Origin of the sequence: Sanguibacter sp. Leaf3, from assembly GCF_001425965.1 — a bacterium.
Lineage (GTDB): Bacteria > Actinomycetota > Actinomycetes > Actinomycetales > Cellulomonadaceae > Sanguibacter > Sanguibacter inulinus.
Genome location: NZ_LMRH01000003.1, coordinates 379,537 through 405,999, shown reverse-complemented (window position 1 = coordinate 405,999; position 26,463 = coordinate 379,537). Strand labels below are relative to the sequence as shown.

22 protein-coding genes are annotated in these 26,463 nt (G+C 70.5%); 9 read left to right on the top strand and 13 right to left on the bottom strand.

Annotated features, from left to right (window positions below):
- Window positions 1–19 precede the first annotated feature (19 nt).
- The gene (locus ASG53_RS15235) at window positions 20–796 is read left to right on the top strand and encodes a class I SAM-dependent DNA methyltransferase (protein WP_082544102.1); all 777 of its coding nucleotides are present in this window, start codon (window positions 20–22) and stop codon (window positions 794–796) included.
- Window positions 797–932: 136 nt separating this feature from the next.
- Here the strand turns inward: ASG53_RS15235 and ASG53_RS15230 are convergent, their stop codons facing one another.
- The 3 genes from ASG53_RS15230 to ASG53_RS15220 form a co-directional block, all read right to left on the bottom strand.
- Complete coding sequence (locus ASG53_RS15230; RefSeq protein WP_056135270.1) at window positions 933–1,442, bottom strand: mycothiol transferase; 510 nt, start codon at window positions 1,440–1,442, stop codon at window positions 933–935.
- Window positions 1,443–1,531: 89 nt separating this feature from the next.
- Complete coding sequence (locus tag ASG53_RS15225) at window positions 1,532–2,098, bottom strand: manganese efflux pump MntP (protein WP_056135267.1); 567 nt, start codon at window positions 2,096–2,098, stop codon at window positions 1,532–1,534.
- A gap of 337 nt (window positions 2,099–2,435) precedes the next feature.
- Window positions 2,436–3,149, bottom strand: a complete 714-nt coding sequence (locus tag ASG53_RS15220) for a GntR family transcriptional regulator (protein ID WP_056135265.1) — start codon at window positions 3,147–3,149, stop codon at window positions 2,436–2,438.
- Window positions 3,150–3,285: 136 nt separating this feature from the next.
- Here ASG53_RS15220 and manD point away from each other — a divergent pair, with 136 nt between their 5' ends.
- The 8 genes from manD to ASG53_RS15180 all read left to right on the top strand — a co-directional run bounded on the left by manD (window position 3,286) and on the right by ASG53_RS15180 (window position 12,516).
- A complete protein-coding gene (manD, locus tag ASG53_RS15215; RefSeq protein WP_056135263.1) occupies window positions 3,286–4,494 on the top strand; it encodes a D-mannonate dehydratase ManD in 1,209 nt (402 codons plus the stop codon).
- A 159-nt stretch (window positions 4,495–4,653) separates the two neighbouring features.
- Window positions 4,654–6,045 (top strand): MFS transporter, encoded by a 1,392-nt coding sequence (locus ASG53_RS15210; protein ID WP_056135261.1) that lies wholly within the window; start codon window positions 4,654–4,656, stop codon window positions 6,043–6,045.
- Complete coding sequence (locus ASG53_RS15205; protein ID WP_056135258.1) at window positions 6,042–7,076, top strand: L-idonate 5-dehydrogenase; 1,035 nt, start codon at window positions 6,042–6,044, stop codon at window positions 7,074–7,076. The genes ASG53_RS15210 and ASG53_RS15205 overlap by 4 nt, the downstream gene beginning before the upstream one ends.
- Window positions 7,077–7,344: 268 nt before the next feature.
- Window positions 7,345–9,342: a BCCT family transporter gene (locus tag ASG53_RS15200; protein WP_056135255.1), complete on the top strand. Its 1,998-nt coding sequence runs from the start codon at window positions 7,345–7,347 to the stop codon at window positions 9,340–9,342.
- A 96-nt stretch (window positions 9,343–9,438) separates the two neighbouring features.
- Window positions 9,439–9,957: a hypothetical protein gene (locus tag ASG53_RS15195; RefSeq protein WP_056135252.1), complete on the top strand. Its 519-nt coding sequence runs from the start codon at window positions 9,439–9,441 to the stop codon at window positions 9,955–9,957.
- Window positions 9,954–10,355 (top strand): hypothetical protein, encoded by a 402-nt coding sequence (locus ASG53_RS15190; RefSeq protein ID WP_056135249.1) that lies wholly within the window; start codon window positions 9,954–9,956, stop codon window positions 10,353–10,355. The genes ASG53_RS15195 and ASG53_RS15190 overlap by 4 nt, the downstream gene beginning before the upstream one ends.
- Window positions 10,356–10,452: 97 nt before the next feature.
- Complete coding sequence (locus tag ASG53_RS15185; RefSeq protein ID WP_056135246.1) at window positions 10,453–11,196, top strand: peptidase E; 744 nt, start codon at window positions 10,453–10,455, stop codon at window positions 11,194–11,196.
- Between the two features lie 270 nt (window positions 11,197–11,466).
- Entirely contained in the window at window positions 11,467–12,516 is a 1,050-nt protein-coding gene (locus tag ASG53_RS15180; RefSeq protein WP_056135242.1) for an Abi family protein, read from the top strand.
- A 54-nt stretch (window positions 12,517–12,570) separates the two neighbouring features.
- Here ASG53_RS15180 and ASG53_RS15175 read toward each other — a convergent pair whose 3' ends face one another.
- The 10 genes from ASG53_RS15175 to ASG53_RS15130 all read right to left on the bottom strand — a co-directional run bounded on the left by ASG53_RS15175 (window position 12,571) and on the right by ASG53_RS15130 (window position 26,393).
- Complete coding sequence (locus ASG53_RS15175; protein WP_056135239.1) at window positions 12,571–13,803, bottom strand: hypothetical protein; 1,233 nt, start codon at window positions 13,801–13,803, stop codon at window positions 12,571–12,573.
- Window positions 13,800–14,987: a hypothetical protein gene (locus ASG53_RS15170; protein WP_056135236.1), complete on the bottom strand. Its 1,188-nt coding sequence runs from the start codon at window positions 14,985–14,987 to the stop codon at window positions 13,800–13,802. Before ASG53_RS15170 ends, ASG53_RS15175 begins: the two co-directional genes overlap by 4 nt.
- The gene (locus ASG53_RS15165; RefSeq protein ID WP_056135233.1) at window positions 14,984–16,000 is read right to left on the bottom strand and encodes a hypothetical protein; all 1,017 of its coding nucleotides are present in this window, start codon (window positions 15,998–16,000) and stop codon (window positions 14,984–14,986) included. The genes ASG53_RS15170 and ASG53_RS15165 overlap by 4 nt, the downstream gene beginning before the upstream one ends.
- Window positions 16,000–17,694: a phenylacetate--CoA ligase family protein gene (locus ASG53_RS15160; protein ID WP_200945516.1), complete on the bottom strand. Its 1,695-nt coding sequence runs from the start codon at window positions 17,692–17,694 to the stop codon at window positions 16,000–16,002. Before ASG53_RS15160 ends, ASG53_RS15165 begins: the two co-directional genes overlap by 1 nt.
- 148 nt (window positions 17,695–17,842) lie before the next feature.
- Complete coding sequence (locus ASG53_RS15155) at window positions 17,843–18,337, bottom strand: antitoxin HicB (protein ID WP_235533961.1); 495 nt, start codon at window positions 18,335–18,337, stop codon at window positions 17,843–17,845.
- Between the two features lie 70 nt (window positions 18,338–18,407).
- Window positions 18,408–19,562, bottom strand: a complete 1,155-nt coding sequence (locus tag ASG53_RS15150) for a glycosyltransferase family 2 protein (protein WP_235533960.1) — start codon at window positions 19,560–19,562, stop codon at window positions 18,408–18,410.
- Window positions 19,559–20,185: a hypothetical protein gene (locus ASG53_RS15145; protein WP_056135231.1), complete on the bottom strand. Its 627-nt coding sequence runs from the start codon at window positions 20,183–20,185 to the stop codon at window positions 19,559–19,561. The genes ASG53_RS15150 and ASG53_RS15145 overlap by 4 nt, the downstream gene beginning before the upstream one ends.
- Window positions 20,186–20,237: 52 nt before the next feature.
- Entirely contained in the window at window positions 20,238–22,640 is a 2,403-nt protein-coding gene (locus ASG53_RS15140) for a glycoside hydrolase family 3 C-terminal domain-containing protein (RefSeq protein WP_056135228.1), read from the bottom strand.
- A gap of 173 nt (window positions 22,641–22,813) precedes the next feature.
- On the bottom strand, window positions 22,814–25,804 hold the full coding sequence (locus ASG53_RS15135) for a glycoside hydrolase family 3 C-terminal domain-containing protein (protein WP_056135225.1): 2,991 nt from the start codon (window positions 25,802–25,804) through the stop codon (window positions 22,814–22,816).
- 145 nt (window positions 25,805–25,949) lie between these two features.
- Window positions 25,950–26,393, bottom strand: coding sequence for a hypothetical protein (locus ASG53_RS15130; RefSeq protein ID WP_056135222.1), 444 nt, complete (start codon window positions 26,391–26,393; stop codon window positions 25,950–25,952).
- Window positions 26,394–26,463: the final 70 nt, after the last annotated feature.

Sequence of the window (26,463 nt, the reverse complement as noted above, 5' to 3'; positions counted from 1 at the left end):
CACCCGCTAGTCTCCCTGGATGGGATCCCGACCTGTGCCGCTGGACGCGCACTACACCGACCCCCTCCTCGTCTCCCTCTACGACGCAGAGAACTCGGGGCGTGACGACACCGACTTCTACCTCCGGCTCGCCGCACAGCTCGAGGCACGCACCGTCGTCGACATCGGGTGCGGGACCGGTGTCCTGGCTGTCGACCTCGCACGCGACGGTCGGGCTGTCGTCGGCGTCGACCCCGCAGGCGCGATGCTCGACGTCGCCCGAGCGCGACCTGACGGCGACCTCGTCACCTGGGTCGAGGGGACAACCGACGATCTCGTCGGGCTCGTGCCACAGGGATCGGTCGACCTCGTCGTCATGACGGGCCACGTCGCGCAGGTGTTCCTCACCGACGACGACTGGGCGCAGGTCCTCGAGGCCGCGGCCCGCCTGCTCAGCCCCGGAGGTCACCTCGCCTTCGAGACGCGCGACCCCGCCGCCGCGGCCTGGGAGCGCTGGACACCCGAGCTCACGCACGAGCGGGTGGTCACCGACGACGGCAGCACGAGCACCTCGTGGGTCGAGGTCACGTCGGTCGACGGTGGCCTCGTCACCTTCGACGGGCACACGGTGCTCGAGGACGGCGTGGACAGGGTCAGCACGAGCACGCTGAGGTTCCGGGACCAGCGCGACGTGCTCGGCTCCGTCGAGCGCGCGGGGTTCGAGCAGGCCACCGTGCACGGCGGCTGGGCCGGAGAGCCGGTGGGCCCGGGCACCACGGAGCTCGTGGTCGTCGCGACCGCACCGCGACAGGCCTGACGCTCCGGTCCGCACCCGCCGGTCCTGCAGTCAGCACCCGAGCAGCAGCCAGCCTTGCAGCAACCGGTCCTGCAGCCGGCAGCGGCGCACCCGCCGGTCCCGCATCCCCCGGTCCCGCAGCCAGCAGCCCTGGGCGTCAGCCCCGCTCGACGATCCCCCGGACGTACGCGGCCTGGCCCACGTGCTCGAGGTCGTCGGCCAAGATGCTCAGCACCCGGACGCCGACAGTCACCGGCGGGTCGTAGGACTCGTCGATCACCCGCGCGAGATCGGCCTCGCTGAGGCCTGCGAGGATCGCCCGGGTCCGCTCGAAGGTCGCGTCCTGGTACCCGACGAGCTGCTCCGGGGTGATGCCCCGCACGGCTGCCACCTGGTCGTGGTCGTGACCGTAGCCCGTGTCGGAGGGGTCGAGGGAGAGCCCGAAGGAGTCGACCCAGCCCTCCGTGGGCCAGACCTCCTCGGACTCGGCGAGCGCTGCCATCTGGGCGTCCTGCACGCGCGAGGTGTGCCAGAGCAGCCAGCCGATCGAGTTCGCGTCCTCGTCGGGGCGCGCCTCGAGCTGCTCGGCCGACAGCCCGTCGGCGGCCTCGCGCACACCGTCACGGACCCGCTCGAATCCTTTGGTCAGCACGTCGAGAGCAGTCATGGAGGTCCTCCGAGAAGTTCGGTCCTGGGGGTCGAGCACCGGTCCGGTGCGGCACCCGCTGTCCTCTTCACCCTCGCACAGGCACCTGCTCAGAGCACGCCGGTGTGCTCCAGCACGATCGACGTGCCGATGCCGATGAGCACCAGCCCTCCGAAGATCTCCGCAGGCCGCCCGACCCGCGCACCGACGCGTCGGCCCACCACCACACCGACGAAGGCCAGCGCGGCCGTGGTCACGCCGATGAGCGCCGCCGCACCGACGATCGGCACGTCGAGGAAGGCGAGGCTGATGCCGACCGCGAGGGCGTCGATGCTCGTCGCGACGGCGAGGAGCCCGAGCTCGCGCAGGTCGAGAGAGTCTGTGTCGACGGCGTCGTCCTCACCCGGACGGACTGCCTCCCAGATCATCTTGGCTCCGATGATCGCGAGCAGACCGAAGGCGACCCAGTGGTCGACGCTGACGATCGAGTCGGCGAACCGGGTCCCCAGCGCCCAGCCGAGCACCGGCATGACAGCCTGGGCCAGACCGAAGGCCACGGCGATCACGACGGCGTGACGCAGGTTGAAGGTCTTCATGTGAAGGCCTTTTCCGAGGGCCACCGCAAAGGCGTCCGCGGAGACGCCGAGCGCGACGAGAACGAGCGTCCAGAAGCTCATCGGAGGAGGGCCTTTCGTGGGCGCGCGGCAGGTTCTCAGGCATTCTGCGGCGCGACACGAGGACGTGCCTGCAGCCCAGGACGACACGAGCCGTGGCGGGGAGATCGGGGGGAGGACGGACGTCGTCGCTGGTCCGGAGACGGTCCAGCGGCTCCCGACGGTGCGGCACCGTCGCGTCCGAGAACCGACACTATCGCGCTGGGGAGGCCCCGGAGGAGCTCAGCCGTGTGAGGCTGATCTCCGAAGAATGCAGTGGCGGGAAGCACCCGAAGAATGCACCCGCACCACGGAAAGAGAAGTTCGGGCAGGCGAATCCCAGCCCCGCCCGGGCAGTTGTTCAGCCCCAGACGGCGACATTCTTGCGGCGCGGCGCGACACCCGTGTTGGTCGCGAAGAGCTCGGGCGAGTGCCGCCTGACGCTCTCGATGTCGTCGAACACGCCCCGCAGGTGCTCGCGGAGCAGCGCACGGGCCTCGTCGTGACGGTTCTCCAGGACGGCGTCGAAGATCCCGCGGTGCTCGTCGAGGAAGCCCTGCGTGGTGGCCTTCTCCTGGAGCCCGAGGTGGCGCGCCCTGTCGAGGTGCCCCTTGGCCGCGGAGACCGTCGGCCAGGTGCGCTCGTGCCCGGCGAGCCGCAGCAGGTCGTGGTGGAACGCCTCGTCGAGCTCGAAGAACCTGTCCATGTCGCCGCCGGCCTCCTGCTGCTCCTGCAGGTTGGCGCGCATGCGCTCGACGACGTCGGCGTCCGGTGTGTCGGGGAGGTCGTCGAGGGAGGCGAGCTCGACGGCCTCACGGAGGAACTGCGCGTCCGAGACCCGTGCCGGGTCGACCCGCGAGACGAAGGACCCGACCTTGGGGAACACCTGCACGAGGCCCTCCTGCTGCAGCAGGATCAGGCTCTCCCGGACCGGGGTCCGCGAGACACCGAGCGCGGCCGACAGCTCGTTCTCCGACAACGGCTCCCCGGGCGCGAGGTCGAGCGTGATGATGCGCCGACGCAGCTCGTCGTAGACGGCTCTGCGGCTGGAGGTGCGGGGAGGTGCGGCGGGCATGGACCCATCGTAGTGAACAGCGCTGGTCGACATCTGGGACTTGACGGTTCTGGCATGCATGGTCTTACATACAAGAGATGTATCGCAGACTTCCGCGGTGCTGACGCCGATGACGCCGTCCGAGGAGACACACACCATGAGCACGATCGAACGCGCCGAGGTCTTCGTGGCCGGACCGGGCCGCAACTTCGTCACCCTGCGCATCACCACCTCCGACGGGGTCACCGGGATCGGAGACGCGACCCTCAACGGGCGCGAGCTCTCGGTCGCCAGCTACCTCCAGGACCACCTCGTGCCGCTGCTGGTCGGCCGCGACCCCGCGCGCATCGACGACATGTGGCAGTACCTCTACCGTGGCGCGTACTGGCGCCGGGGCCCCGTCACCATGACGGCGATCTCCGCGGTCGACACGGCGCTCTGGGACATCAAGGGCAAGGTCGCCGGGATGCCGGTCTACCAGCTGCTCGGCGGGCGCTCCCGCGACGGCGTCATGGTCTACAGCCACGCGAGCGGCCGCGACACCGCCGAGCTGCTCGACGACGTCACCCGGTTCCAGGAGCTCGGCTACAAGGCGATCCGCGCCCAGGCGGCGGTCCCCGGCGTCGGCGGCTCCTACGGGGTCCGCAAGGGTGCGATCTACGAGCCCGCCGCGACCTCGCTCCCCGACGAGCAGCCGTGGTCGACCGAGGCCTACCTGCGCTTCGCCCCGACCTATCTCGAGGCAGTCCGCGAGCACGCCGGACCCGAGCTGCACCTGCTGCACGACGTGCACCACCGCCTCACGCCGATCGAGGCTGCGGCCTTCGGCAAGAGCGTCGAGGCTGTCCGCCTGTTCTGGATGGAAGACCCGACACCTGCCGAGAACCAGGACGCCTTCAGACTCATCCGCCAGCACACGACGACCCCGATCGCCGTGGGCGAGGTGCTCAACAGCATCTGGGACGTCAAGGACCTCATGACGAACCAGCTCGTCGACTACGTGCGGACGACGGTCGTGCACGCCGGCGGCATCAGCCACCTGCGGCGGATCTTCGACCTCGCCGCCCTCTACCAGGTGCGCACGGGCTCCCACGGTGCGACGGACCTCTCACCGGTGACCCTCGCAGCAGCCGTCCACCTCGACCTCACGGTGCCCAACTTCGGCATCCAGGAGTACATGGAGCACGCCCCCGAGACCATGGAGGTGTTCCGCAGCGGCGTCACCCTCGCCGACGGCATGCTCAACCCGAGCGAGGCCCCCGGCCTCGGGGTCGAGTACGACGAGAAGGCCGCAGCGCGCTTCCCCTACGACCCCCGCTACCTGCCCGTGGCCCGGCGCCTCGACGGCTCCGTCCACGACTGGTGACCAGCCCCCGACCGGCGACCGCCTCTCGGTCGGCGACCACCTCCCTCTGAAGCACCCCTCGGCTCCCCAGGTCTCCGCCGACCTGGGCCCCCCACCCGCGCGCCGACGCGGACCCCCTGCGCAGCATCGTTCCGCCCACGCGGAGCAAAGGAGCACACGATGACGCACGACAAGCCCACGACCGAGAAGCCCGGACCCGTGACCCGCACGACGGGTGACCTCAAGCGCGCCGCCGTCTCCGGCTGGCTCGGCACAGCCATGGAGTTCATGGACTTCCAGCTGTACTCCCTGGCCGCAGCGATCGTCTTCAACGAGATCTTCTTCCCCGACGTCAGCCCGGCGATCGGCCTCATCGCCGCGATGGGCACCTACGGTGTCGGTTACGTCGCGCGCCTCGTCGGCGCCGTGTACTTCGGTCGCATGGGTGACCGCATCGGTCGCAAGCAGGTCCTCTTCATCACCATCGCGCTCATGGGTGCCTCGACCACCCTCATCGGCGTCCTGCCCACCTACGCGCAGATCGGCATCGCCGCCCCGGCGCTGCTCGTGGTCCTGCGGCTCGTCCAGGGTTTCGGCGCCGGCGCCGAGATCGCCGGCGCGACGACCATGCTCGCCGAGTACGCCCCCGCCAAGCGCCGCGGTGTCATCGCCTCCCTCGTGAGCCTCGGCACCAACTCCGGGACGCTGGCCGCGACAGGCCTGTGGGCCATCCTCATCGCGGTGCTCTCCGAGGAGCAGCTGCTCTCGTGGGGCTGGCGCCTGCCGTTCCTGCTGAGCTTCTTCCTCATGATCCTCGCGGTCTGGATCCGCCGGAACCTCAAGGAGAGCCCGGTCTTCGAAGACCGCGCCGACCTCGACGAAGACGGTGTCGCCCTCAGCCGCGAGCAGATCGCCGCCCAGGCCGCGACGAGCGAGGAGAAGAGCGTCCTCGACGCGGCGCTCAAGCAGCGCAAGGGCAAGGCCTTCTTCATCGCGCTCGGTCTGCGCTTCGGCCAGGCCGGCAACTCGGGCCTCATCCAGACCTTCCTCGTCGGCTTCCTCGCCACGACCCTGCTGCTCGACCGCAGCATCGCGACCAACGCCCTGCTCATCAGCTCGGCTGTCGGCTTCGCGACGGTTCCCCTCGTCGGGCTCATCAGCGACCGTGTCGGTCGCCGCCCGGTCTACATGGCGCTCACCGTGATCTCGGGCATCCTCGCCTTCCCGCTCATGCACCTCATCGCCCAGGGGCACACGGTCGCGGTGACCATCTCGATGATCCTGCTGCACAACCTCGCGGTCCTCGGTCTGTTCTCCCTCGAGTCCGTGACGATGGCCGAGCTGTTCGGCGCCCGCACCCGGTTCACCCAGCTCGCCCTCGCCAAGGAGATCGGCGGCATCCTCGCGACGGCGATCGGCCCGCTGCTCGCCGCGACGCTCACCGCCGCGACAGGGTCCTGGTGGCCCATCGCCGCGATGCTCGTCGCGTACTCGGGCATCACGCTGATCTCCGCGATCGTCTCCCCCGAGGTCCAGGGCCGCGACCTCGTCCTGCTCGAGGACGCAGCATGAGGGCCGTCGTCGTCCACGGCGCCGGAGACCTGCGCGTCGACGAGGTCGCCGACCCCGTCGCGGGCCCGGGCGAGGTGGTCGTCGCGATGGAGTGGGGCGGCATCTGCGGCTCCGACCTCGCGTACTGGAAGCACGGCAGGTCGGGCACGGCTGAGCTCCGCCACCCGATGGTCCTCGGCCACGAGGTCGCCGGGCGCATCACCGCCCTGGGTCAGGGTGTGCGCGGGCTCGAGACCGGGCAGGCTGTCACCTTCCAGCCCGCCCAGCTGGTCGGCGACGGGATCATGCCCGAGCGCCTCGCCGGACGCACGAACCTCTACCCCCAGGTGCGGTACTTCGGCTCGGCGGCCTTCGACCCGCACACCGACGGCGGCTTCAGCGAGCTCCGCGCCGTCCGGGCGGAGCAGGTCCGACCGCTGCCCGACTCGGTCTCCACCCGCCGTGGTGCTCTCGCCGAGCCGCTCGCCGTCGCGCTGCACGCTGTCGGCCGGGCACCGAGCCTCACCGGTCGGACCGTGCTGGTCAACGGGGCGGGCCCCATCGGGTCCCTCGTCGTGGCCGCCGCGAAGCACGCCGGGGCGGCCCACGTGATCGCCGCAGACCTCGCCCCGGCCTCCCTCGAGGTAGCGCGCGCGATGGGCGCGGACTCGACGGTCGACCTGACGACAGGCACGCTCCCCGACGACGTCGAGCTCGTCTTCGAGGCCTCCGGTGCACCGGCCGCGATCGGGGCCGTGCTGCGCGCGACCGCGAAGGGCGGGACCGTCGTCCAGGTCGGCAACCTGCCCGGGACCGCCGCCGAGGTCACCCTCGGCGACCTCGTCACCCGCGAGCTCACGTGGATCGGGTCGTACAGGTTCTCCGAAGAGGTCGACGACGCGATCCTCGCGCTCGCCGACGGCCTCGACGTCGACCCGCTGATGACCCACACCTTCGGCATCGAGGACGCGGGCGAGGCGCTGCGGACCGCGGCCGACAGGACGTCCGGGAGCAGCAAGGTCATGCTGCGGCTCGGCGGCGACCAGGGCTGACGCCGCGGGGATCACCTCGGAGGGGCGGGCCCACCCCCACGGCGGCGGGCCCGCCCCTCGGCAGCGCCGAGACCACGCGGCGGAGCACCGCCGGCTCGCCGCGCGTAGGTTGCTCGGTCTGCCTCTCGCCTCGCGGCCCTCGTGAGCCTGGAGTATCTTTTACTCCTTTGTGCCCGCGCCATGACTCACCGTCGACGGTGCGGGGACCTCACGACGTGGCCCGCCACCGAGGGCCACGTCACGATCTGCCAGGACGGACCACTCCCCCATGCGTCAGTCACGGAAGCCCCCTGCGTCACCGACGGACCACACCCCGACCGAGGAGCACCGTCAGGGCCGAGGCCCGACGGCCGGCCCCCTCGACCGCGCCAAGAGCATGACCCGCACCCTGCGCACCAAGACCCGCGACGAGCCCGTGCACCCGGCGCTCATCCCCGGCATCGGCGTCGACAAGACGGGTCGTTCCTTCACCATCAACCGGACGGTCCTCGCGGTCGCCGGGGCCCTCACGGCGGCGGTGGTCGTCTGGGGCTTCGCGGCCCCCGGGTCGCTCTCCGACACAGGCACCACGGCGCTCGCCTGGGTCATGGCCAACTTCAGCTGGCTGTTCGGCAGCCTCGCGATCGTCGTCGCGATCTTCATGCTCGTCGTGGGCTACGGCCCCACTGCTGGCATCACGCTCGGCGAAGACGACGAGAAGCCCGAGTTCTCGATGATCAGCTGGATCGCGATGCTCTTCTCGGCGGGCATCGGCATCGGGCTGCTGTTCTACGGACCGTACGAGCCGCTCACGTACTTCCTCGAGCCGCCGCACGGCTTCGACGACGCCCCGGGCAGCGCCGACGCCATGCAGACAGCGCTCGCGCAGACCATGCTCCACTGGGGCCCGGTCGCCTGGGCCATGTACGCCCTCGTGGGCGGCGCCATCGCGTACAGCTCGTACAGGCGCGGACGGCCCCCGTTGATCTCCGCGATCTTCGAGCCGGTCTTCGGCCCCGGACGCCGCAACCCCCTCGGCGCGACCATCGACATCTTCGCGATCATCGTGACGCTCTTCGGCACCGCGGTGTCGCTCGGCATCGGAGTCCTGCAGATCAGCCGCGGCTTCCAGGTGGTCTCGGGCGCCGGACCCGTCGGCAACGGGTTCCTCGTGGGGCTCATCGCCGGGCTCACCGCACTCTTCGTCCTTTCCGCGGTCTCCGGGGTCAAGCGCGGCATCCGGGCCCTCTCGAACGTCAACATGGCACTCGCGGGGGCGCTCGCGCTGTTCGTCTTCGTGGTGGGACCGACGGTGTTCTTGCTCAACCTCCTGCCCTCGGCTGGAGTCGCCTTCGTCGACGAGCTCGGCACGATGCTGGCCCGCAACCCCGACCAGGGCGAGGACGCTGCCGCGTTCATGTCGGCGTGGACCACGTACTACTGGGCGTGGTGGGTGTCGTGGACCCCGTTCGTGGGGCTCTTCATCGCCCGGATCTCGCGCGGGCGGACGCTGCGTCAGTTCGTCACCGTCGTCATCATGGTCCCCTCGGCCGTCTGCCTCGTGTGGTTCACGATCGTCGGCGGCACGTCGATGTGGATGGAGTCCCGCGGCGACGGCATCAGCGAGGCGGGCAGCCCCGAGGCCATGCTCTTCGAGGTCCTCGGCAACCTGCCCTTCGGCGGGGTGCTGTCGGTGATCGCGATGGTCTCGATCATCATCTTCTTCGTCACGTCGGCCGACTCTGCGTCGATCGTCATGGCGTCGCTCAGCCAGAACGGGAAGCCGCTGCCGTCCAAGCGCGTGACGATCATGTGGGGCGTGGCTCTCGGGCTCGTGGCCTGCTCGCTGCTGCTCGCCGGCGGCCAGGACGCGCTCTCCGGGCTCCAGGCGATCATGGTGGTCTCGGCGCTGCCCTTCGCGGTCGTGGTCGTCGGGGTCATGGTCGCGTGGGCCAAGGACCTCCGCAACGACCCGTACATGCTCCGCAACCGCTACGCGAAGACCGCGATCGACCAGGGTGTGCGCCGCGCGATCGAGGACCACGGCGACGACTTCGTTTTCGGGTCGGACGTGGTCCCGGCCGAGGAGGGCGCCGGGGCGTGGCTCGACACCGACGACCCCGCGCTCACGGAGTGGTACGTCGAGGCGCAGGACGACTCCGTGACCGAGCCTGCGAAGACCAGTTCCGAGCCCGCGCTCACCGGCGAGACCGCCGCGGTCGAGGCCATCGAGGCCGCACCGGAGCCGGGAGCGATCGAGGCCGGGCCCGCGGGACGTCGAGAGTAGGAAAGCTGTCCACAGGCATCTGAGCGGGAGGCCTTGACGCCCTTGACGGTGGTAGCGTCGCTCATGGACACCTTGACGGCCTTGACAGGAGCAGCGATGGCGACGGAGCAGACCTACCACCAGCAGGTGGTCGACGAGATCAGTGCGCAGCTCGAGGCACGGCTGCGGACCGTCGACGTGTCGACGCTCGGCTCGCCGATCGATCTCGCCCACCAGATGGCGGCGGTGATCCCCCGGAGCAGCGAGCATCCCTGGGCTCGCCAGATCGGGCCGTTCTACGACACGGCTGCCGTCAGGGTGCTCTTCGGTTCCAGCAAGGCTGCAGTCTCGGACCGCGTCAAGCGGGGCACGCTGCTCGGCGCACTCACGGCGGGCGGCCCGATGGTCTACCCCGTCTTCCAGTTCGACGGGCGTGACGTCCACCCGGGCATCAAGGCGACCCTCGCAGAGTTCAAGGGGTCAGGGATCGACGCCTGGTCCATCGCGTCCTGGTTCACAGTTCCCGCAGCGGACCTCGACGGCACGACCCCCGCCGCCTGGGTCCGCGCCGGCCACGACGTCGGGGCTGCACGCGAGCTCGCGCGGGAGACCGTCACGCGGTGGAGCTCTCCGTGACAGGAGTGCCGCGTGCCGCCTCGACCCAGCAGCCGCCCGACCCCGACGTGGACCTGACAGCCTTTCCCGCACGCATGGTCGCGGTCGGCACCCAGTGGCATCGCGAGCACGGCCCTCGTCATCGGGTCGTCCCGGAGCTGGTCGTCATGCGCCCGTACGACACCCCTCGCGCCTGGGCGCACGCCTTCTTCGACTCCGGCTTCCAGGGGATCTGGGGCACCCTGCGGCACTCGAGCGGGACGAGCAGGGGGCTCTCCGTCTTCGGGCCGAGCGGACCCCGCGACTGGCCCGTCGACCCACACCCGACCCGGCTCAGCGATCTCCTGGAGGGCATGGCAGGCATGGCAGTCGTCAGACCTCCGTCGCTCGACGAGATCACCATCGTGCCACCGGCCTGACCCCGGAGGCCCTGGAGGCGACGGAGGCCCCCGAAGGGACTGGAGCGTCGAGGACACGCATCTCGGTCGGGCCCTCCACTCCCGATACCGTGCAGACATGACTGCTTCGTGTCCGACGATCCTCGCGACGAGTGCCGGGTTCGTCCCGCACCCTCGTCTGCGCTTCACCTTCGGCCCGATGATGGCGCTGGCCGTCGACCTCGCCTCCGAGAAGGGCCTGGTCGACGGTCGGCGTGCACGCATCTGCGTCGTCGGGACGGCGTCGGGGGACGACGCGCGCTTCCAGCGAGACATGGACGAGGCCGCGCGAGACTCCGGGTACGAGCTGCACCACCTGTCGCTGTTCTCGCAGCCGAACGTCGACGACGTGGAGTCCTACCTCCGGGGCTTCGACGTCGTGTGGGTCAACGGCGGGTCGGTCGTCAACCTGCTGGCCGTGTGGCGGGCGCACGGGTTGCCCGAGATCCTCCGCACCCTCTGGCAGGAAGGGGTCGTGCTGGCCGGGATCTCGGCGGGCTCGCTCTGCTGGTTCCGGGGCGGGACGACAGACTCCTTCGGGCCGGAGCTCGCCCCGGTCACCGACGCGCTCGGGTTCCTCCCCTACAGCAACAGCGTCCACCACGACTCCGAGGACGGACGCCGTCCGCTGATCCACCGGCTCGTCGCCGACGGCACCTTCTCCGAGGCGCACTGCACCGACGACGGTGCGGGTCTCGTCTACCGCGGCACCGAGCTGGCCGAGGCCGTCACCGAGAAGGAGGGGGCGTCTGCCTGGCGGGTGCGGCGTGACGCGGACGGCACGACGGCCGAGGAGCAGCTCCCGACGCGGCAGCTGGTCTGAGCGCCCGGCCTATGCTGGTCGCCAGGCGGCAGCCTGTACCTGCGCCTCTTCGGCTGACTGGCCGGCCTCGGGTCTCGACCATCCACCGGAGCCCATCGCGCACACCCCTGAGGTCGCCGCTCGCATCCCGGCGCTGTGGCTAGGTTGCATGAGATGCCTGACTCTTGCCCGGTCCTCTCACTCCTGGTAGTTTTGCCCTACTACATCCCCCACGCCTCTCGACGATGCGCACTTGGGGGATTTTTTTCGCTCGCTGGGAAGGGAACGATCGTGGCTCGTCCAGCTCGGGCGTCCAGGGAGCGCGGGACGCTCCACTACGGCAAGCCCGCCCTGAGCCTCGACGACCTCGTCGATCGCCTTGCGCGGCGCGGACTCGAGATCCCCGACACCGATCGGGCGCTCCGGCATCTACGGCACATCGGCTACTACCGGCTGTCGCCCTACACGATCCCCTTTCAGCAACGGGACTCGGATCACCACTTCCGCGGGGACGCAGCGTTCGACGACGTGCTCGACCTCTACGCCTTCGACCGCGCGCTCCGACTGCTCGTCATGGATGCTCTGGAGCGTGTCGAGGTCGCCGTACGCGCCGCTCTCACAGACCACATGTCGACGACGTACCGGGACCCTCACTGGTACGCAGACCCGTCCCACTTCCACAGCCACAGCAAGCACTCCGGACTTCTGAAGATCGTCCGAGACACCTCAGCCCACAAGCTCCTCTCCATCCCTGAGTCAGTGACCGCCCTCTCCACCGAGGCGGGAGACTCTGAGCGAACCGGAGCAGAGATGCTCTACCGCTCGGCCCTCGAGCACTACCTGATCACCTACGGGACGCCTGAGCTCCCGCCGTCATGGCTCGTGGTCGAGAGCCTGACCATCGGGCAGCTGCACAGCACGATCCAGAATCTGCGTCACCGGACCGACAAGACGGCTGTCGCGAAGAGCATCGGAGTCAACGAGCCCCTGCTGGACTCGTGGCTGCGCACCTACGTCCGCGTCCGGAACATCTGCGCGCACCATGGTCGCCTGTGGAATGTCGGCCTCGGTGTCTACCCTGCGATCCCGAGCGCCCCGAGCATCTCGTGGCTCAAGGGCACGGGCGCCATGCCTGATCGATCACGGAGACGTCTGTACCCGGTACTCGTCTCTCTGCAGTCACTCCTCGATGCAGTGTCTCCGCGCAGCAGCTGGGCTGAGCGGCTCCACACGCTCCTGACCGCCCGCCCCTCGATGAACCTCGTCGCGATGGGAGTTCCAGACAGATGGGCTGACGACGAGTTCTGGGCTCGGCACCTCGAGAGCAGCGACCAGAGGTAGACGTCCCGACTGCCTGCCGAGGGAGCGCCGGGCTACGGGGCCTCTCCAGCTCTCTCACCCCGAGAGGCGCGGTGACCGTGGCACCGTCCCTCCGGGCAGACCCGTGCTGAACACCGAGAGTGCGACCTCGGACCGTCGCAGGCCGAGCCGACGGCGGAGAGCCCCGTGGGCGGCGGGCGAGTCGACCACCTCCGAGTGCGGTGCGACGACGAGTCCTTCGACGTGGGCGTGCAGCCAGAGGCGCTGGAGCGCCCGACCGGCCTCGACGGCTGCGTCCTCGGGGATGCCGATGCGGCTCTCGACAGGCTGCGTCACGGGGGCGCGTCCGGCGCCGCTGACCCCAGCGGTACCGGCACGAGCCCCGGGGTCCGCGACGAGCACGAGGTGACGGACCCTGACGTCGGACTGGTCCTCAGGACGCCGTGGCAGCGGGCGGCCGCGGCCGAGCCCTTCGGCCGCGCGGCCGACCATCCCGGCCATGGCGACCAGCGGGTCGTGCAGCGCGGGGCGCCTGGTGAAGGGCGCGGCCAGACGCGCGACAGGTGCGGGCAGGGCCAGCATCTGGTCGGTCATGCCGTCGAGCGCGTAGCGGGGGTGGTCTGGTCTCAGGCGCAGCCACCGGACCAGCTCCGCAGCGACGGTAGGCCGCGACGCCGTGTACGCGGTGCCGAGGCGGACGAGCTGTCGCATCGCGGGGTCGTCGACCTCGAGCAGACGCAACCAGGCAGGTAGCCGCGGGGAGTCACGCCAGACGTCCGGGGCCGGCAGGAGCGTCCCACGGAACACGCGCCGGTCACGGACGTGCGTCGCTGTGAAGCCGTCGGTGGTCGTCAGGCCCGGGGTGACACCCCCGGCAGAGGCATGGGCATGGGCATCGGCATCGGCATCGGCATCGGTGAACGTCAGCCGCAGCACCGGGCGCTCAGGGTCGGCCGGACCCTCGACCGGGAGGTCTTCGAGCAGGCACAGCGCCGGCAGCGGCTCGACCGAGACGACGAGCCCGTCCGCAGCCGCGACGACGGCGAGGCTCTCGACCCAGGTCCCGAGAGACAGCAGCAGGTCCCGGAACGTCGGGTCGCCCGCAGGCAGCGTGCGGCTCGGGACCACCGACACCTCGACGGCTCCGTCGACGACGCGCGGCGCCCACGGCTGCGTGTTGTGCGCGGACGGGGCACGACCGGCGGCCCGGACGTAGCCTGCGAGCCGGGCGTCCAGGGCGTCGGGGACCGCTCGGCGATCCAAGGGTTCGTCGGTGCTGCGGCGGTCGGCGTGGGCGCGGTCGGTCATGTGAGTCCTCTGTCCGGTCGGGCGGTCGAGGGGACGACGCCCCGGGTGTAGAAGGTGTACCCGTGCAGCGGGCGTCCGCCCATCCGGACGAAGGCTCGTGCAGAGCCGGGGTTGTCACGGCCCACATAGGTGCTCCGTAGCCGTGTGTACCCACCGGCGGCGAGGTTGGCGTGCAGCTCGCGGGCGAGCAGCGACAGCACGCCCTGGCCCTGCCGGGCGGGCTCGGTGCCTTGCACCACGAGCACGGCCTCCTCGCGGTACCGACTGCGGGTCGCGAGCAGCTGCAGCTGGCGCAGTGGTCCGAGCCTGCCACCACAGCGCTGCAGGAACCGCGTGATGTCGGGGATGACGAGCACGAAGCCCACAGCCTCGCCCGAACCGGCGTCCCGGGCGAGCAGCAGGAGCCTCTCGTCGAGCAGGAAGGACAGGCCGTCGGTCGCCGCAGCCATCTCCTCGGGAGTGATCTGCGTGTAGTACGGCAGCTGGGCGAAGGAGGAGTTGAGGAGGGTGAGCAGCTCGGGCACCAGGTGCCGGACCTTCCGCCGGGTGCCGTGCTCGAGCGTCAGGCCGGCGCGCGACCACTCGTCGGGTGTCGGCCTCCTTGCGGCCGTGCTGCTCTCCCCAGGACCAGCACTCGCTCCGTCGCCGGCGAGCGCGGCACCCGGTGCGGGGATGTCGACCACCCACGTGTCGGACTCCCCCCACCGCTCGAAGCCGAGGGCCTCGTACATGCCCGGGTACCACTGCGGGTTCCACGCGGAGTCGACGAAGCCGCGCTCGTCGAAGCCCGAGGTGATGACCCCGCCCGCCTGGTTCGGCAGGAGGGACACCGGACCGAAGAGCTGCTCGGCGCCGGCGGCACGGGCCCGCTCGTCGAGGGCGTCGACCAGCGCCGCGGCCGCGGCGTCGTCGGCGATCTCGGTCGCCCCGAAGAGCAGCGAGCGCACGCCGAGCCGAACGTCGAGACGGGTGTCGGTGTGCGCGGTCGAGCGTCCAACGACGGTCCCCGACGCATCGCGGACGAGCAGCAGCTCGACCGGGCCGGGGTGCGGGCTCGTCCCGCGCCACCACGACTCGACCGTCGAGGCGAGGAGCGGGACGGCGAGGTCCCGGGGGTGCAGCCGTCCGGGCAGGTCGAGGAACTCCCGCAGCTGGCGCCGGGTCCGGACCGTCTCGACCCTCACGAGGAAGCTCCGCCCGGGTGCTCGTCCGCCGTGCCGTGCGTGTCCGGGGCGCCGCGGTCGTCGACCGGGCGGTGCACATCCACCCGGTCGCCCCCATCCGTGGCGCCACCGGGCTCAGCGGCGACGTGCAGCCGGATGTACCCGCCCGTCCCGTTGCGGGTACCCCGGGTGATCCACTGCATGAGGCGACGGTGCTCGGGCAGCCGCGCGAAGACCAGCAGGTCGTCGCGCGTCTCGAAGAACGCGAGCGTGCCGAGCGTGAACGGCGCCTCCCAGTACACGGCGTGCCACAGGTACCCGTGCATGCGACGCATCTTCGCGACCATGGGGAACCACTCACGTGAGAGGACCAGCCACGAGCGCAGCCCGCGGTACCGGGTAGCACCGATGAACATCGCGTGCGCGTCGACCGGTGACCCGGGTGCTCGCACAGGCCCCCGAGGCCTGCGACCTGCACGGCCGCCTCGTCGGCTGCTCGCGCCTCGCGCGGTGACGCGAGGGTCGGCGACGAGCGGCGGCTCGACCCCGCGCTCGACCTCGCGGGTGACAGGCGTGAAGCGCTCGACGTGCGCCATCGTCGGCCCCTCCGCGCGCCACACGCCGTTGGAGTACCCGGACTCCTCCGCGACCAGGACACGGGTGCGGACCGTCGCTCCCCGGCCGTCCGCCGCGAGCGCCTCCGCGAGCGCGAGCGCCTGCTCTGCTGTCTCCAGGTAGGCGATGACGCCACGGACCCGCTCGGGTTCGCGCAGCCTGTAGGCGGTCTGCCAGACGGCGCCGTCGACGGTGGCCGAGGTCCGGCGGGCTCGGCGCGCCCAGGAGCGGGCTGCCCGGCGCACGTCGGCGCTAGCGCCGCTGGTGCCGCTGGTGCCGCTGGTGCCGCTGCCACCCGACGCCCTCGCGTCAGGCACGTCAGGCGCGTCAGCAAGCTCGGCCACTTCGGCCACCTCGGCGACGACCATCGCCGCGGCGCGCGCCTGCCGTGGCGCTCGGGAGAAGTCAGTGGTCCGCATCAGCGCTCGCGGGAGTCGTCGACAGCCGCGGCTGGCACCGCACCGGCGGAGCCCGGGCTCCGGTCGGACTCGTCGACGAGGTAGACGTTCTTGATCTTGGTGCTCCCGCCCTCGAAGGGCCCGGTGCCGTGCGCATGGACCTCGATGCGCACGTCGGCGGCGGTCGGGTCTTCCTCGAGGGACTGGGCGATGTCCCGCGACACCGCGGCGAGGTGGGTGAGGACACCGGCAGCCGAGCGCTCGGCCAGCTCGGCGCGTCCGGCGTCGTCGAGGTGGGCGTCGGCGCGGAGCTGGAGGTGGATCACCGGGCGCTGCTCGTGCTCACCCACGTCGACGAGGGCGAGGCGGAAGGACTCGATGTCCGCGGCGTGCGGGTTGTCGAGGTAGAGGCCGTTCTCGACGTCGAGCGGGTAGATGTTGGCGCCCATGTACGAGATGGTCGAGTCCTTGCGGCCGAAGAGCAGCACGAAGGGCAGCTTCATCCGCTGGGCCGCGAAGACCCGCTCGAAGGCCAGAGCAAGACGTGACCGCTCCCCGCCGGGCTCACGGAGCACGGCCGCGCGCATCTCGGGGAAGGTGATGATCTTCGCCTCGTCGCCGATGTCGTAGCGGAGCTTGGGGCTCATGATGTCCGAGGAGTTGAGCGTGACGAGCAGCTCGTCGTCGGCGGTGGTCTCGAGGTAGGTCTCGAGGGGGTTGTACTGGAAGATCATCGGCGTGCGGTGCTCGTCGTCGCCGAGGATCTCGGTGCGCAGCCTGTCGTTGGTCAGCAGCGCGCGGCGCAGCCACACCGACAGGTCGCTCTCCCCGGCCATGCCGATCGTCAGGTCGGAGGCGCCGTAACCCGAGTACACGCGCCCGAAGCGCTCTTCGAGGTAGTCGCGCAGCCCTTCGGTGAGCGCCTCGCCGCCGACGAAGCCGTTGAGGTCGTAGCGGTCCCAGTCGAAGCCCTCGGCGTCGAGGCGGTCGCGCAGGTGCTTGAGGAACGGCGGGTACGCGCTGACCAGGTAGGTGTACCGGGGGCCGAAGTGCCGGAGGGTGTCGACGATCTTGTCGATCTCCGGGCCGGTGTTCTTGACCATCGCGATCTTGGACATCGCGATGCCGGTGTTGGTGCCCGTGGCCCAGGCCCCCATCGAGAAGGCGTTGATCGCGAAGAGCCGCTGCGTGCCGAAGAGCTGGGTGATGTAGCCGGCGACGTTCTTGTGCACGGTGTTGAGCTCCCGCCTGGACCGCATCCAGTTGTACGGCGTGCCCGACGAGCCGCTCGACTCGTCGACGACGGTCCCGACGGTCTCGATGACGCCGTGCCAGCAGCGCTCGTCCTCGGGGTAGCGGTCCACGTAGTCGTGCTTGGAGGTCGGGCGGTAGCTCGTGAGGTCCCACCAGCGGAACCTGAAGCCGCCCTCCTCGACGTAGCGCGTGTACGCGGGGACGTCGAGGTACGCGTGCTGGCAGATCATCCAGGCGTTGAGCCGCGCGAAGCGCTCCATCGCCGGGTGGTAGTTGCGGGCCGTGAAGCGCCAGATCGCCGGGTGGATGCGGTAGACCCTGAAGGCTGTCGTGACCGCTGACGTCGCGAGCCGTAGCGCCGCCTGACGCAGAGCGCTCGTCGGCCGGTCGTCCGGGACGGTCGAGCCGGTCGGTGCTGCCGGTGCCGGTGCTGTCGGCGCCGGTCGTGACGGCTTGCTCACGGAGACCTCCTGCCGGGCGCCCCACCTGCCGTGGGGAGCGGTGCGCCCAGTCTGCCGCCTCAGGCCTCACCCGCCCATGGGGACATCAGTCCTGCGTGGGCAGGCTGGTGGTGACTCCTCGGCGGACTGAGGCTTCAGGCGTCAGGACTCAGCCAGCGGCGCGACGGCGTGGTGCGCTCGACCTCTCACGGTCCCTGACGGTGCTGAGCTGATAGACGCGCTGCTTGCTGATTCCGAGGACGTAGCTCGTATCGATCACGGTCCACCCCTGCTCGAGGAGCGCGTCGACCGCGGCGCGCCGACGTGCGGCAGCCTGCACCTGCGCCGCTCGCGCCTGCTCCTCGTCCAGGGCAGCCTGCCTCCACTCCGCCAAGACGCTCTCCGGGGCCCGCACCGAGACGTCCACCGAGATCGACTCCGGCGGCACGTCCAGCCACATCGCCGCGACCCCCTGCGCCTCGTGCTCGACCTCCGCCAGACTCATCGCCTGCCCGCCCGTCCCCAGCTCGGGGATCTCGAAGACCCACCAGCGTCCATCACGGACGACCTCGACGGCGTACGTCGTCTTGTCCATCGACCGACCTCTCGCCCACTCGGCGTTCCGCAGGTGCTTCATGACGTCGCGGGTCTTCTGCGGCTTCACGCCACGATTCTAGCCCTGGGTTGAATGGCCAGACAAGAGGGGGTGGACAACCACGGTCGACCACCTGCGGTCAGCTGAAGCCGACCACCCGCTGCGCGACCCTGTACGCCAGGACGGAGACACGACGGCCGGCCGGGCCGGGGAGGTTGGTGAGCTGGCCGATGGCGCTCCAGCGCAGGCGTCGGTAGAGCCAGGGATCCTCGCGGCGGATCTCGCCCCACAGCTGGTCCTTCTCCGCGAGCGAGGCGCGGGTCCCGGACCGGACGAGCAGGATCGACGACACCGCGCAGATGATCCGCACGTAGTGCAGCCTGTAGTCGCGCATCCGCTTGTCCTCGACCTCGGTCGACCGCAGGTGGCGCAGCATCATCCAGTTGACCCGGAGCTGCTGGTCGAGGCGCCGGAGCATCACGGACTCGTGGACCGACTGGTCCTCGCGGCCGATGAAGTACCTGTAGAGGTCGACGTCGAGGTAGTACGCCGACCGGACGCGGGCCAGCGGCACGAAGGCGTACAGGTTGTCGACGTAGAAGGTGTGCTCGGGGAGCTCGAGGCCGACCTCGCGCAGCAGGCCTGTGCGGTAGATCATCGAGTGCATGAGCAGGTACTGGCGCTTGCGGAACCGCCGCGTCTGCGACCAGGAGAACACGCGGCCGCGCGGCAGGGCGTTGCGGTAGCGGACCGCGACCTTGCGCCGCTTGCCGACCTTCTCGTAGACGAAGTTCGACACCACGAGGTCGACGTCCGACCCTGACGTAGCGAAGCCGCGGAGCGTGTCGAGGACCTGGGCGAGCGCCGCCTCGTCGACCCAGTCGTCGCTGTCGACGACCTTGAGGTACCGACCCCGCGCCCGCGCCAGCCCGGTGTTGATGGCGGAGCCGTGCCCGCCGTTCGGCTTGCTCACGAGCACCACCGCACCGGGGAACCTGTCGACGTAGGTCTGCGCGAGGGCTGCGGTCCCGTCGGTCGAGCCGTCGTCGACGACGATGATCTCCAGCTCAGACCCGGCGCCCACAAGAGTGTCGAGGCACCTGTCCAGGTAGTCCTGCGAGTTGTAGCTCGGGACCACGACCGACAGCAGCGGCTCGGGGACCGGGGCGAGGACCTCGACCCTGGAGCCAGGCGCGACGGACACCCCCGTCCGGGCCCCGGCCGTCGCACCCCGTCGACGGGACACCGGCACGTCGTGCCGGGTGTGGGTGGGGACGTGCGCCTGGGTGCTCATGCCTTCTGCTCGCTCGGCTCAGCGGCGGCCCCGGAGACGGGGTCGCTCTTGAAGATCACCTTGAAGATCGGGAAGAAGACCCAGAAGGAGATCGCGCTGTTGATGATGACGGTGACGAAGTCGGCGAGCGTCTCCCCCGTCCCACCGAGCCCCCAGGTGTCGATGAGCAGGTCGTAGATCGGCGCCTTGTACAGGCCCTGGAGGGCCGCGGCACCGATGGTGATGAGGACGTACGCCACGAGGTACCAGAACGCCGCCCGGCCGATGCTGCTGCTCGACTTGAAGGTGATGCTCCGCTGGGCGAAGAAGTTGATGACCTGCGCCACGAGGATGGTGATCTGGACCGCGAGGAAGTATGCCAGACCGCCCCCACCGAGCGGCAGCGCGCCCGCGGCGTAGTCGAAGACGTAGTACGCCGAGCCGTCGGTGTTCGACCCGATCTGCCAGTGCTGGAACGCGGTGTCGATGAGGGCGGTGTGGCTGAAGGCCCACTTGACGAGGGGCATGAGCGCGAGCTGGAGGGCGGTGACCCCGTTGCTCAGCGCGAAGAACACGACGAACTGCGCGACTCCCGGTCGGGCTTCGGCAAATCGGCTCCAGGCGGCCTTGAGGCGCGTGACCATGATGTTCGTTCTCTCTTCGGTCGGTGCTCGGGTAGCGGTGGGGGGTGCGCGGTCAGGACGCGTCGCGCAGCGCGCGGGCGGTCCGACGGTTGGCGCGCAGGTTGCGGACGAGGCCGCGCACCGTGGCCGCCCCGCCGGTCAGCAGGTGGCCGTTGACGACCCGGACGATGCCGTCGACCATCTCGGTGCTCACCCAGCCGTTGGTCATCTTCCCGATCGCCCGGAAGGGCATGTTGAGCAGGAAGAGCGTGTTGAGGTCGGGCGTGCCCTTCTTCTCGCTGCGCCGCAGCTGCCAGGTCAGGACCCTGTGGGCGAGGCGCGCGAGCGGGCTGCGCGCGGTCCCCATCCGTCCGAGGGCGTCGTTGGGACCGAGCTCGCCGGTCCAGCGGGCCTGCGGCAGGGGCCTCCCGAGCAGCGCGGCGAACTCGGCGTCGGGCACAGACTGCACCCGGCCCGAGACGTAGCCGGGCAGCGCCGGGTCCGGCTGTCCTGCGGGCTTCGTGCCGCGGACGGTCAGCGGCGCGGAGAGCCTGAGGTCGTCGACGTGCGCGCCGACGAGCACCGTGTACTCGCCCTGCTCGACCTGCCATGCGCCCGACTCGACGTCGTAGTGGCGGAAGGCCTTGGCGTCGAGCGGGATCGTCACGACCACGCTCTCCCCCGCGGCGACCTCGACGCGGGCGAAGGCCTTGAGCTCGCGGTCGGGCCTGTGCACGCCTGCGGAGTCCCGTCGGACGTAGACCTGGACGACGTCGGCGCCGTCGCGCTCGCCGGTGTTGCGGACCGTGACCTGCACGCTGTCCTGGGACACCACGAGGTCGCTGTGCTCGAAGCTCGTGTACGAGAGCCCGAAGCCGAAGGGGAAGGCCACGGGGACGTCGGCCGTCGTGTAGTACCTGTAGCCGACGTAGAGGCCCTCGCGGTACTCGGCCGTGCGCTCGGTCCCGGGGAAGGTCAGGGCTGTCGGGGTGTCGGCGAGCGAGAGCGGCACGGTCTCGGCGAGCCGGCCCGACGGGTCGACGACCCCGGTGAGGACGTCGAGGAGCGCACCGGCCCCGGCCTGCCCGGCCAGGTACCCGTGGACGAGCGCGCGGCACGAACCGGCCCACGGCATCTCGACGACACCTCCGGCGCTCAGCACGACGACCACCTCAGGGTTGGCCTCCGAGACGGCTGCGAGCAGCTGGGTCTGGGCGTCGGGCAGCCGCAGGTGCGTCCTGTCGAGCCCTTCGGACTCGGCCATCTCGTCGAGACCGAGGAAGAGCAGGACGACGTCGGCCCCGCGGGCTGCCGCGACGGCCTCGGCCACGAGGTCGGCGTCGGGCGCGCTGCCCCGCCGGAAGCCCTGCGCGAAGCCCGTCGTCGTCAGGCCGCTGCCGTCGATCGTGTCGAGGATGCTGTCGAGCCGCGTGGGGTTCACCGCCGACGAGCCCGCCCCCTGGTAGCGCGGGGTCTGCGCGAAGTCGCCGATCACGGCGACCCGGGTGCCTGCCGCGAGCGGGAGCCGCGCGTCGTCGTTCTTGAGGAGGACGGCGCTGCGGGCTGCGGCCCGACGCGCCAAGGCGTGGTGGGCGTCCTGGTCGACCGGGGCAGCGGTCCCCGGTGTGCGGGACTCGGCCACGAGGGTGCGGAGCTCGGCGACGCGTGCGTCGAGGTCGGCGAGCCGCAGACGGCCGTCCTCGACCGCCGCGACCAGCTGCCGCGCCGAGTCGAGGCCCGCGGCCGGCATCTCGAGGGTGCTGCCTGCGCGCACGCCCTCGACGATGTCGTTCGAGCCGCCCCAGTCGGTCACCACGGCTCCGGTGAAGCCCCACTCGTCGCGCAGGATCGACTGCAGCAGGTGGGGGTTCTCGTTGGCGTAGACGCCGTTGACCAGGTTGTACGCGGACATGATCGCGCGGGGCGCGGACTCCTCGACGACGATCTCGAAGCCGGTGAGGTAGATCTCGCGGAGGGTGCGCTCGTCGACGACGGAGTCATTGACCATGCGGCGCAGCTCTTGGCTGTTGGCCGCGAAGTGCTTGGGGCAGGCCGCGACCCCCTGGGACTGGATGCCACGGACGTACCCCGCGGCGAGCTTCCCGGAGAGGATCGGGTCCTCGGAGAAGTACTCGAAGCTCCGGCCGCCGAGCGGGCTGCGCTTGATGTTGAGCCCCGGGCCGAGCAGCACGTCGACCTCCTGGTGGGCGGCCTCGGCGCCGAGCGCACGGCCGATCTCCTCGGCGAGCTCGGGGTCCCAGCTGTTCGCGATCGTCGCGGCCGTCGGGAAGCAGGTGGCCTGCTGCGAGGCGTGCAGCCCGAGGTGGTCGGAGGAGCCCAGCTGCTTGCGGACGCCGTGCGGTCCGTCCGCGAGGAACAGCGAGCGGATGCCCGCCCGCGGGACCGCGCGGGTCTCCCACACGTTCTTCCCGCTGAGGAGCGCGGCCTTCTCGAGGACCGTGAGTTCTGCCGTCATGACCTGCTGCTTCCTTCGTGTGTCCGGGTGTGGGCGTCCGGCGGGTGCTGGGCAGGGCGGCCCAGCACCTCGCGAGCCCGGTCTGGGACAGGGCTCCGTCCAGGGGCCCGGTCCGGGTCCGCGTCAGGCAGGCGGTGGAGACCACCTGCCTGACGCGGGGCGACGACTCGTCGTCAGGCGGAGGCGTGCTCGTCGTGCGACTCGGTCGCGACCACGGAGCTGTCGGCCCCGCGGTGACGCCGGACCCGGCGCGTCACCATGAAGATGCCGCCGGCCACGAGCAGCCCGAGCAGGATGCTCGCGCCGATCTGGACGTAGACCCAGGTGGGCGGCGTGTAGTCGACGGTCGCGCCGGGGGCGATCCCGTTCATCGCGTTGGAGTTGGTGACCGTGAACAGGATGTTGTGGGTCGCCTCCCGGATGTCGGTCCGGGCCTTGGCGGACTCCGTGTCGGCGAGGGACTTCGACGGCTGGAAGGTCAGCGTGAGGTCGGTGCCGGCACTGATGCTCTGGTTCGGGTTCATGTACGGGTAGAGGTTGAAGTCCGAGATGGCGAAGCCCTCGAAGCCCCACTCCCCGCGCAGCACGTCCGTCATGAGCGCCTCGGAGCCACCGGCCCAGACGGCGCCGATCCGGTTGAAGGAGCTCATGATCCCGCCGGCGCCGATGGTCGTCTCGGCGATCGTGCCCTCGTCGTCGGAGATGTAGCGCACCGGCATCGAGGTGTCCTTGACGACCATCTCGAAGGGCTTGAGGTAGACCTCGCGGATCGTCTGCTCGGTCGCCCACGTCGCGATGCCGTTGTTGACGCGGTTGGTCTCCTGCTCGTTGAGCGCGAAGTGCTTGAGCATCGTGTAGACGCCCTTGCTCGCTGCGCCGTTCGACACGGCTGTCGCGAGCGCGCCGGACAGCAGCGGGTCCTCGGAGTAGTACTCGAAGTTGCGTCCGCCGAAGGGCGAGCGGTGCAGGTTGACCGCAGGGGCGTACCAGCCGTTGAGGTCCTTCTGGAGCACCTCGTTGCCGATCATCGTGCCCATCGCGGAGCCGAGATCGACGTCCCAGGTCTGGGCGATGAGCACCTGCGAGGGGTAGGCGACACCGTTGATCGAGGAGTTGATGAAGGAGGACAGCCCGGCGGGGCCATCAGGCTCGACGGTCGCCGGCTTGGCGATCGAGCCGATCGCGGCCGTCTGGTACGCGCCGTTGAGCAGCATGTCGGTCATGTCGCCTGTCGAGAGCGAGTCGAGGAGCGAGTCCCAGGCGGGGTCGTCCTTCGGCAGACCGCGGAGGTCGACGAGCGCCGTCTCGGTCGCTGCGTCAGTCGTCGGGTCCTCACCGTCGAAGGCAGCAGCCTGAGCCTCGTGGTCCCAGGGCTTGAAGTCCTCGACCGTCGCGTCGCTCGCGACGAAGAGGTCCGGGGTCGGCGCCGTCGGGAAGGTCCCGGCGAAGTCGGCCCGCGACATCGAGAGGACCTTGCCCTCAGTCGGCTCGGTGGTGAACTGGGCCGAGACGTCGTCGAAGCGGTTGGTGACCTCGGAGAGGTCGGTCGACCTGTGGTCCTCGCCGGAGTACACGACGTCGGAGTCGACCGTGTAGGTGATCGGCTCGGTGCCGGGCGCCACGGTGTGGGAGTCGGTCCGCAGGGTCAGCGCGTAGTCGCCGGCCTCGAGCACGTAGGCCTGCTCGCCGAGGTGGTCGTAGGAGGCCATGTCCTCGACGGAGATCTCGAGGGTCACGGTCTCGCTCGCGCCGGGCTCGAGCAGGCCGGTCTTGGCGAAGCCGCCGAGCACGACGTCAGACTTCTCGATGCCGCCGGGGGTGTAGGGCGCGGAGTAGTACAGCTCGACGACGTCCTTGCCGGCGACGTCACCGGTGTTGGTGACCTCGACCGTCGCGGAGATCGTGCCGTCCACGGCACCGGCCTCGCTGCCCACCAGCTCCCACGCGAAGTCGGAATAGCTCAGGCCGTAGCCGAAGGGGTAGACGACGGCCTCGTCGTAGTCGAGGAAGCCCTCGGCCGCGGCCGTCTCGTAGTAGCGGTACCCGACGTAGATGCCCTCGGCGTAGTTGACGAAGGGCGCGTCCGGGGTGACGGTCGCGTTGGAGGTGGCGGTCTCGATCGCGGCGACGGGGAAGGACGCCTCGATGTTGTCGTAGACGAACTCGCCGAAGTTCGCGAAGGTCGGGTCGGCCGTGAAGTCGGCGGCCCAGAGGTCGGCCGTGCGGCCCGAGGGGTTCACGTCACCGGTGATGACCCGACCGAGGGCGTTGAAGCCCGTCGCGCCGGGTGAGCCGGCGAGCAGGATCGCGTCGATCTCGGGGTCGTCCTGGAGGGCGCCCATCTCGAGGGTCGTCGAGGCGTTGACCACGACGACCACGGTGTCGAAGCTGTCCTTGGCGAGCTCGACGAGGTCGCGCTCGTCGGCGTTGAGCTCGAGCTGGTGCTCACCGGGCTCGGCGGTCTCGCCCTCGGCGACCATGTCCTGCGTGAGGTCGCCGCCCTCACCGCCGGGTCGGCCGATGAAGATGATCCCCGCGTCAGGGTTCTCCGCGAAGGAGCCCGCCTGCGCCTCGTAGGAGGCCACCGGGAGCTCGCCGACGGTGTACGTCGACGCCTCGGGGTTGTCCATCTCGATGTGCCCGCGAGGGTTCTCCTCGGCGAAGGTGCTGATGACGCCGAAGACCGTGTCGTTGACCGTGAGGCCCGCGTTCTCGAGCCCACCGCGCGCGGTGACGGCAGAGTTCGTGTCGACCGAGCCCGAGCCGGAGCCGCCGAAGACCGGGTCGGCCGCCGCGCGGCCGAGCATCGTGACCTTCGAGGACGCCGCGAGGGGCAGCGCGCCGGCCTCGTTCTTGGCCAGGACGATGCCCGAGGCCGCGATCTCCTCGACAAGAGCCTTGGCGGCCTCGTCGACCTCGTCGATCGAGGCGAAGTCTGACGTGTAGTAGTCGGTGTCCCACTCAGCAGACTTCTCGGCGTTCGTGAAGGTGTACGTCCCGGACCCGAGCTGGGACGCGACCCAGCCGCCGGCGACGTTGAGCCCCACGTTGGCCACCACGGTCACGACGGTCACCGTGGCCAGCACGGGGACCCAGATCCCCAGGTACTTCTTGTTCGACATCGGCGTCTTCGCGCGATCGGCATTCTTCGCCTTGGCGTTCACTGCGTTCTCCCTCGGGTGCGAGCGGTGATCAGGTCAGGGGGTGGGATGCTCGCTGCTCACCGCTGCCTTGCGATCGGGTGGTGCTGCGGTGCGCCGGAGGCCCGGCGTCCCGCGGGGTGCCCGGCCTGAGGACCGGGCGCTGCTGCTACTCGGCAGCAGTGATGGTGCCGTCCTGGTCGATCACCCAGGTCTCGCCGGTCGCGGCGGAGTCGGCGTCGATCGTGTACGCGCCGTCGGTGATCGTCACGGTGCCCTGCACGCGCGAGGCGGCGTCCGAGGGGGTGTACGGCACGACGAGCATGCCGTACTTGACGGTCGGCGCCTTGACGTCGCTCGCCAGCATGATCTGACCCCAGGAGTCGTCCTCGGCGAGCGCGTCGGCGACGGCCGTGCGGGCGGCCTCGAGGTCTTCGGCGACGTCGACGTCCGCTGCTGCGGTGTCCGACCCTCCGTCGGCTGCTGCTGTCGTGGCGCTCGCCGAGGAGTCGCTCGAGCTGCTGTCGTCGCTGCCGCACGCGGCGAGCCCGAAGGTCGCCGTGACGGCGATGGCCAGACCGAGGCTCCTGGTGAGCATCGTGTTCCGCTTCATGTCTTCTCCTGTGAGGTGAGGTGTGGCGGCGGGCCTGCCCCGCTGCCTGTCGTGCGTCCCGGTACCTGCG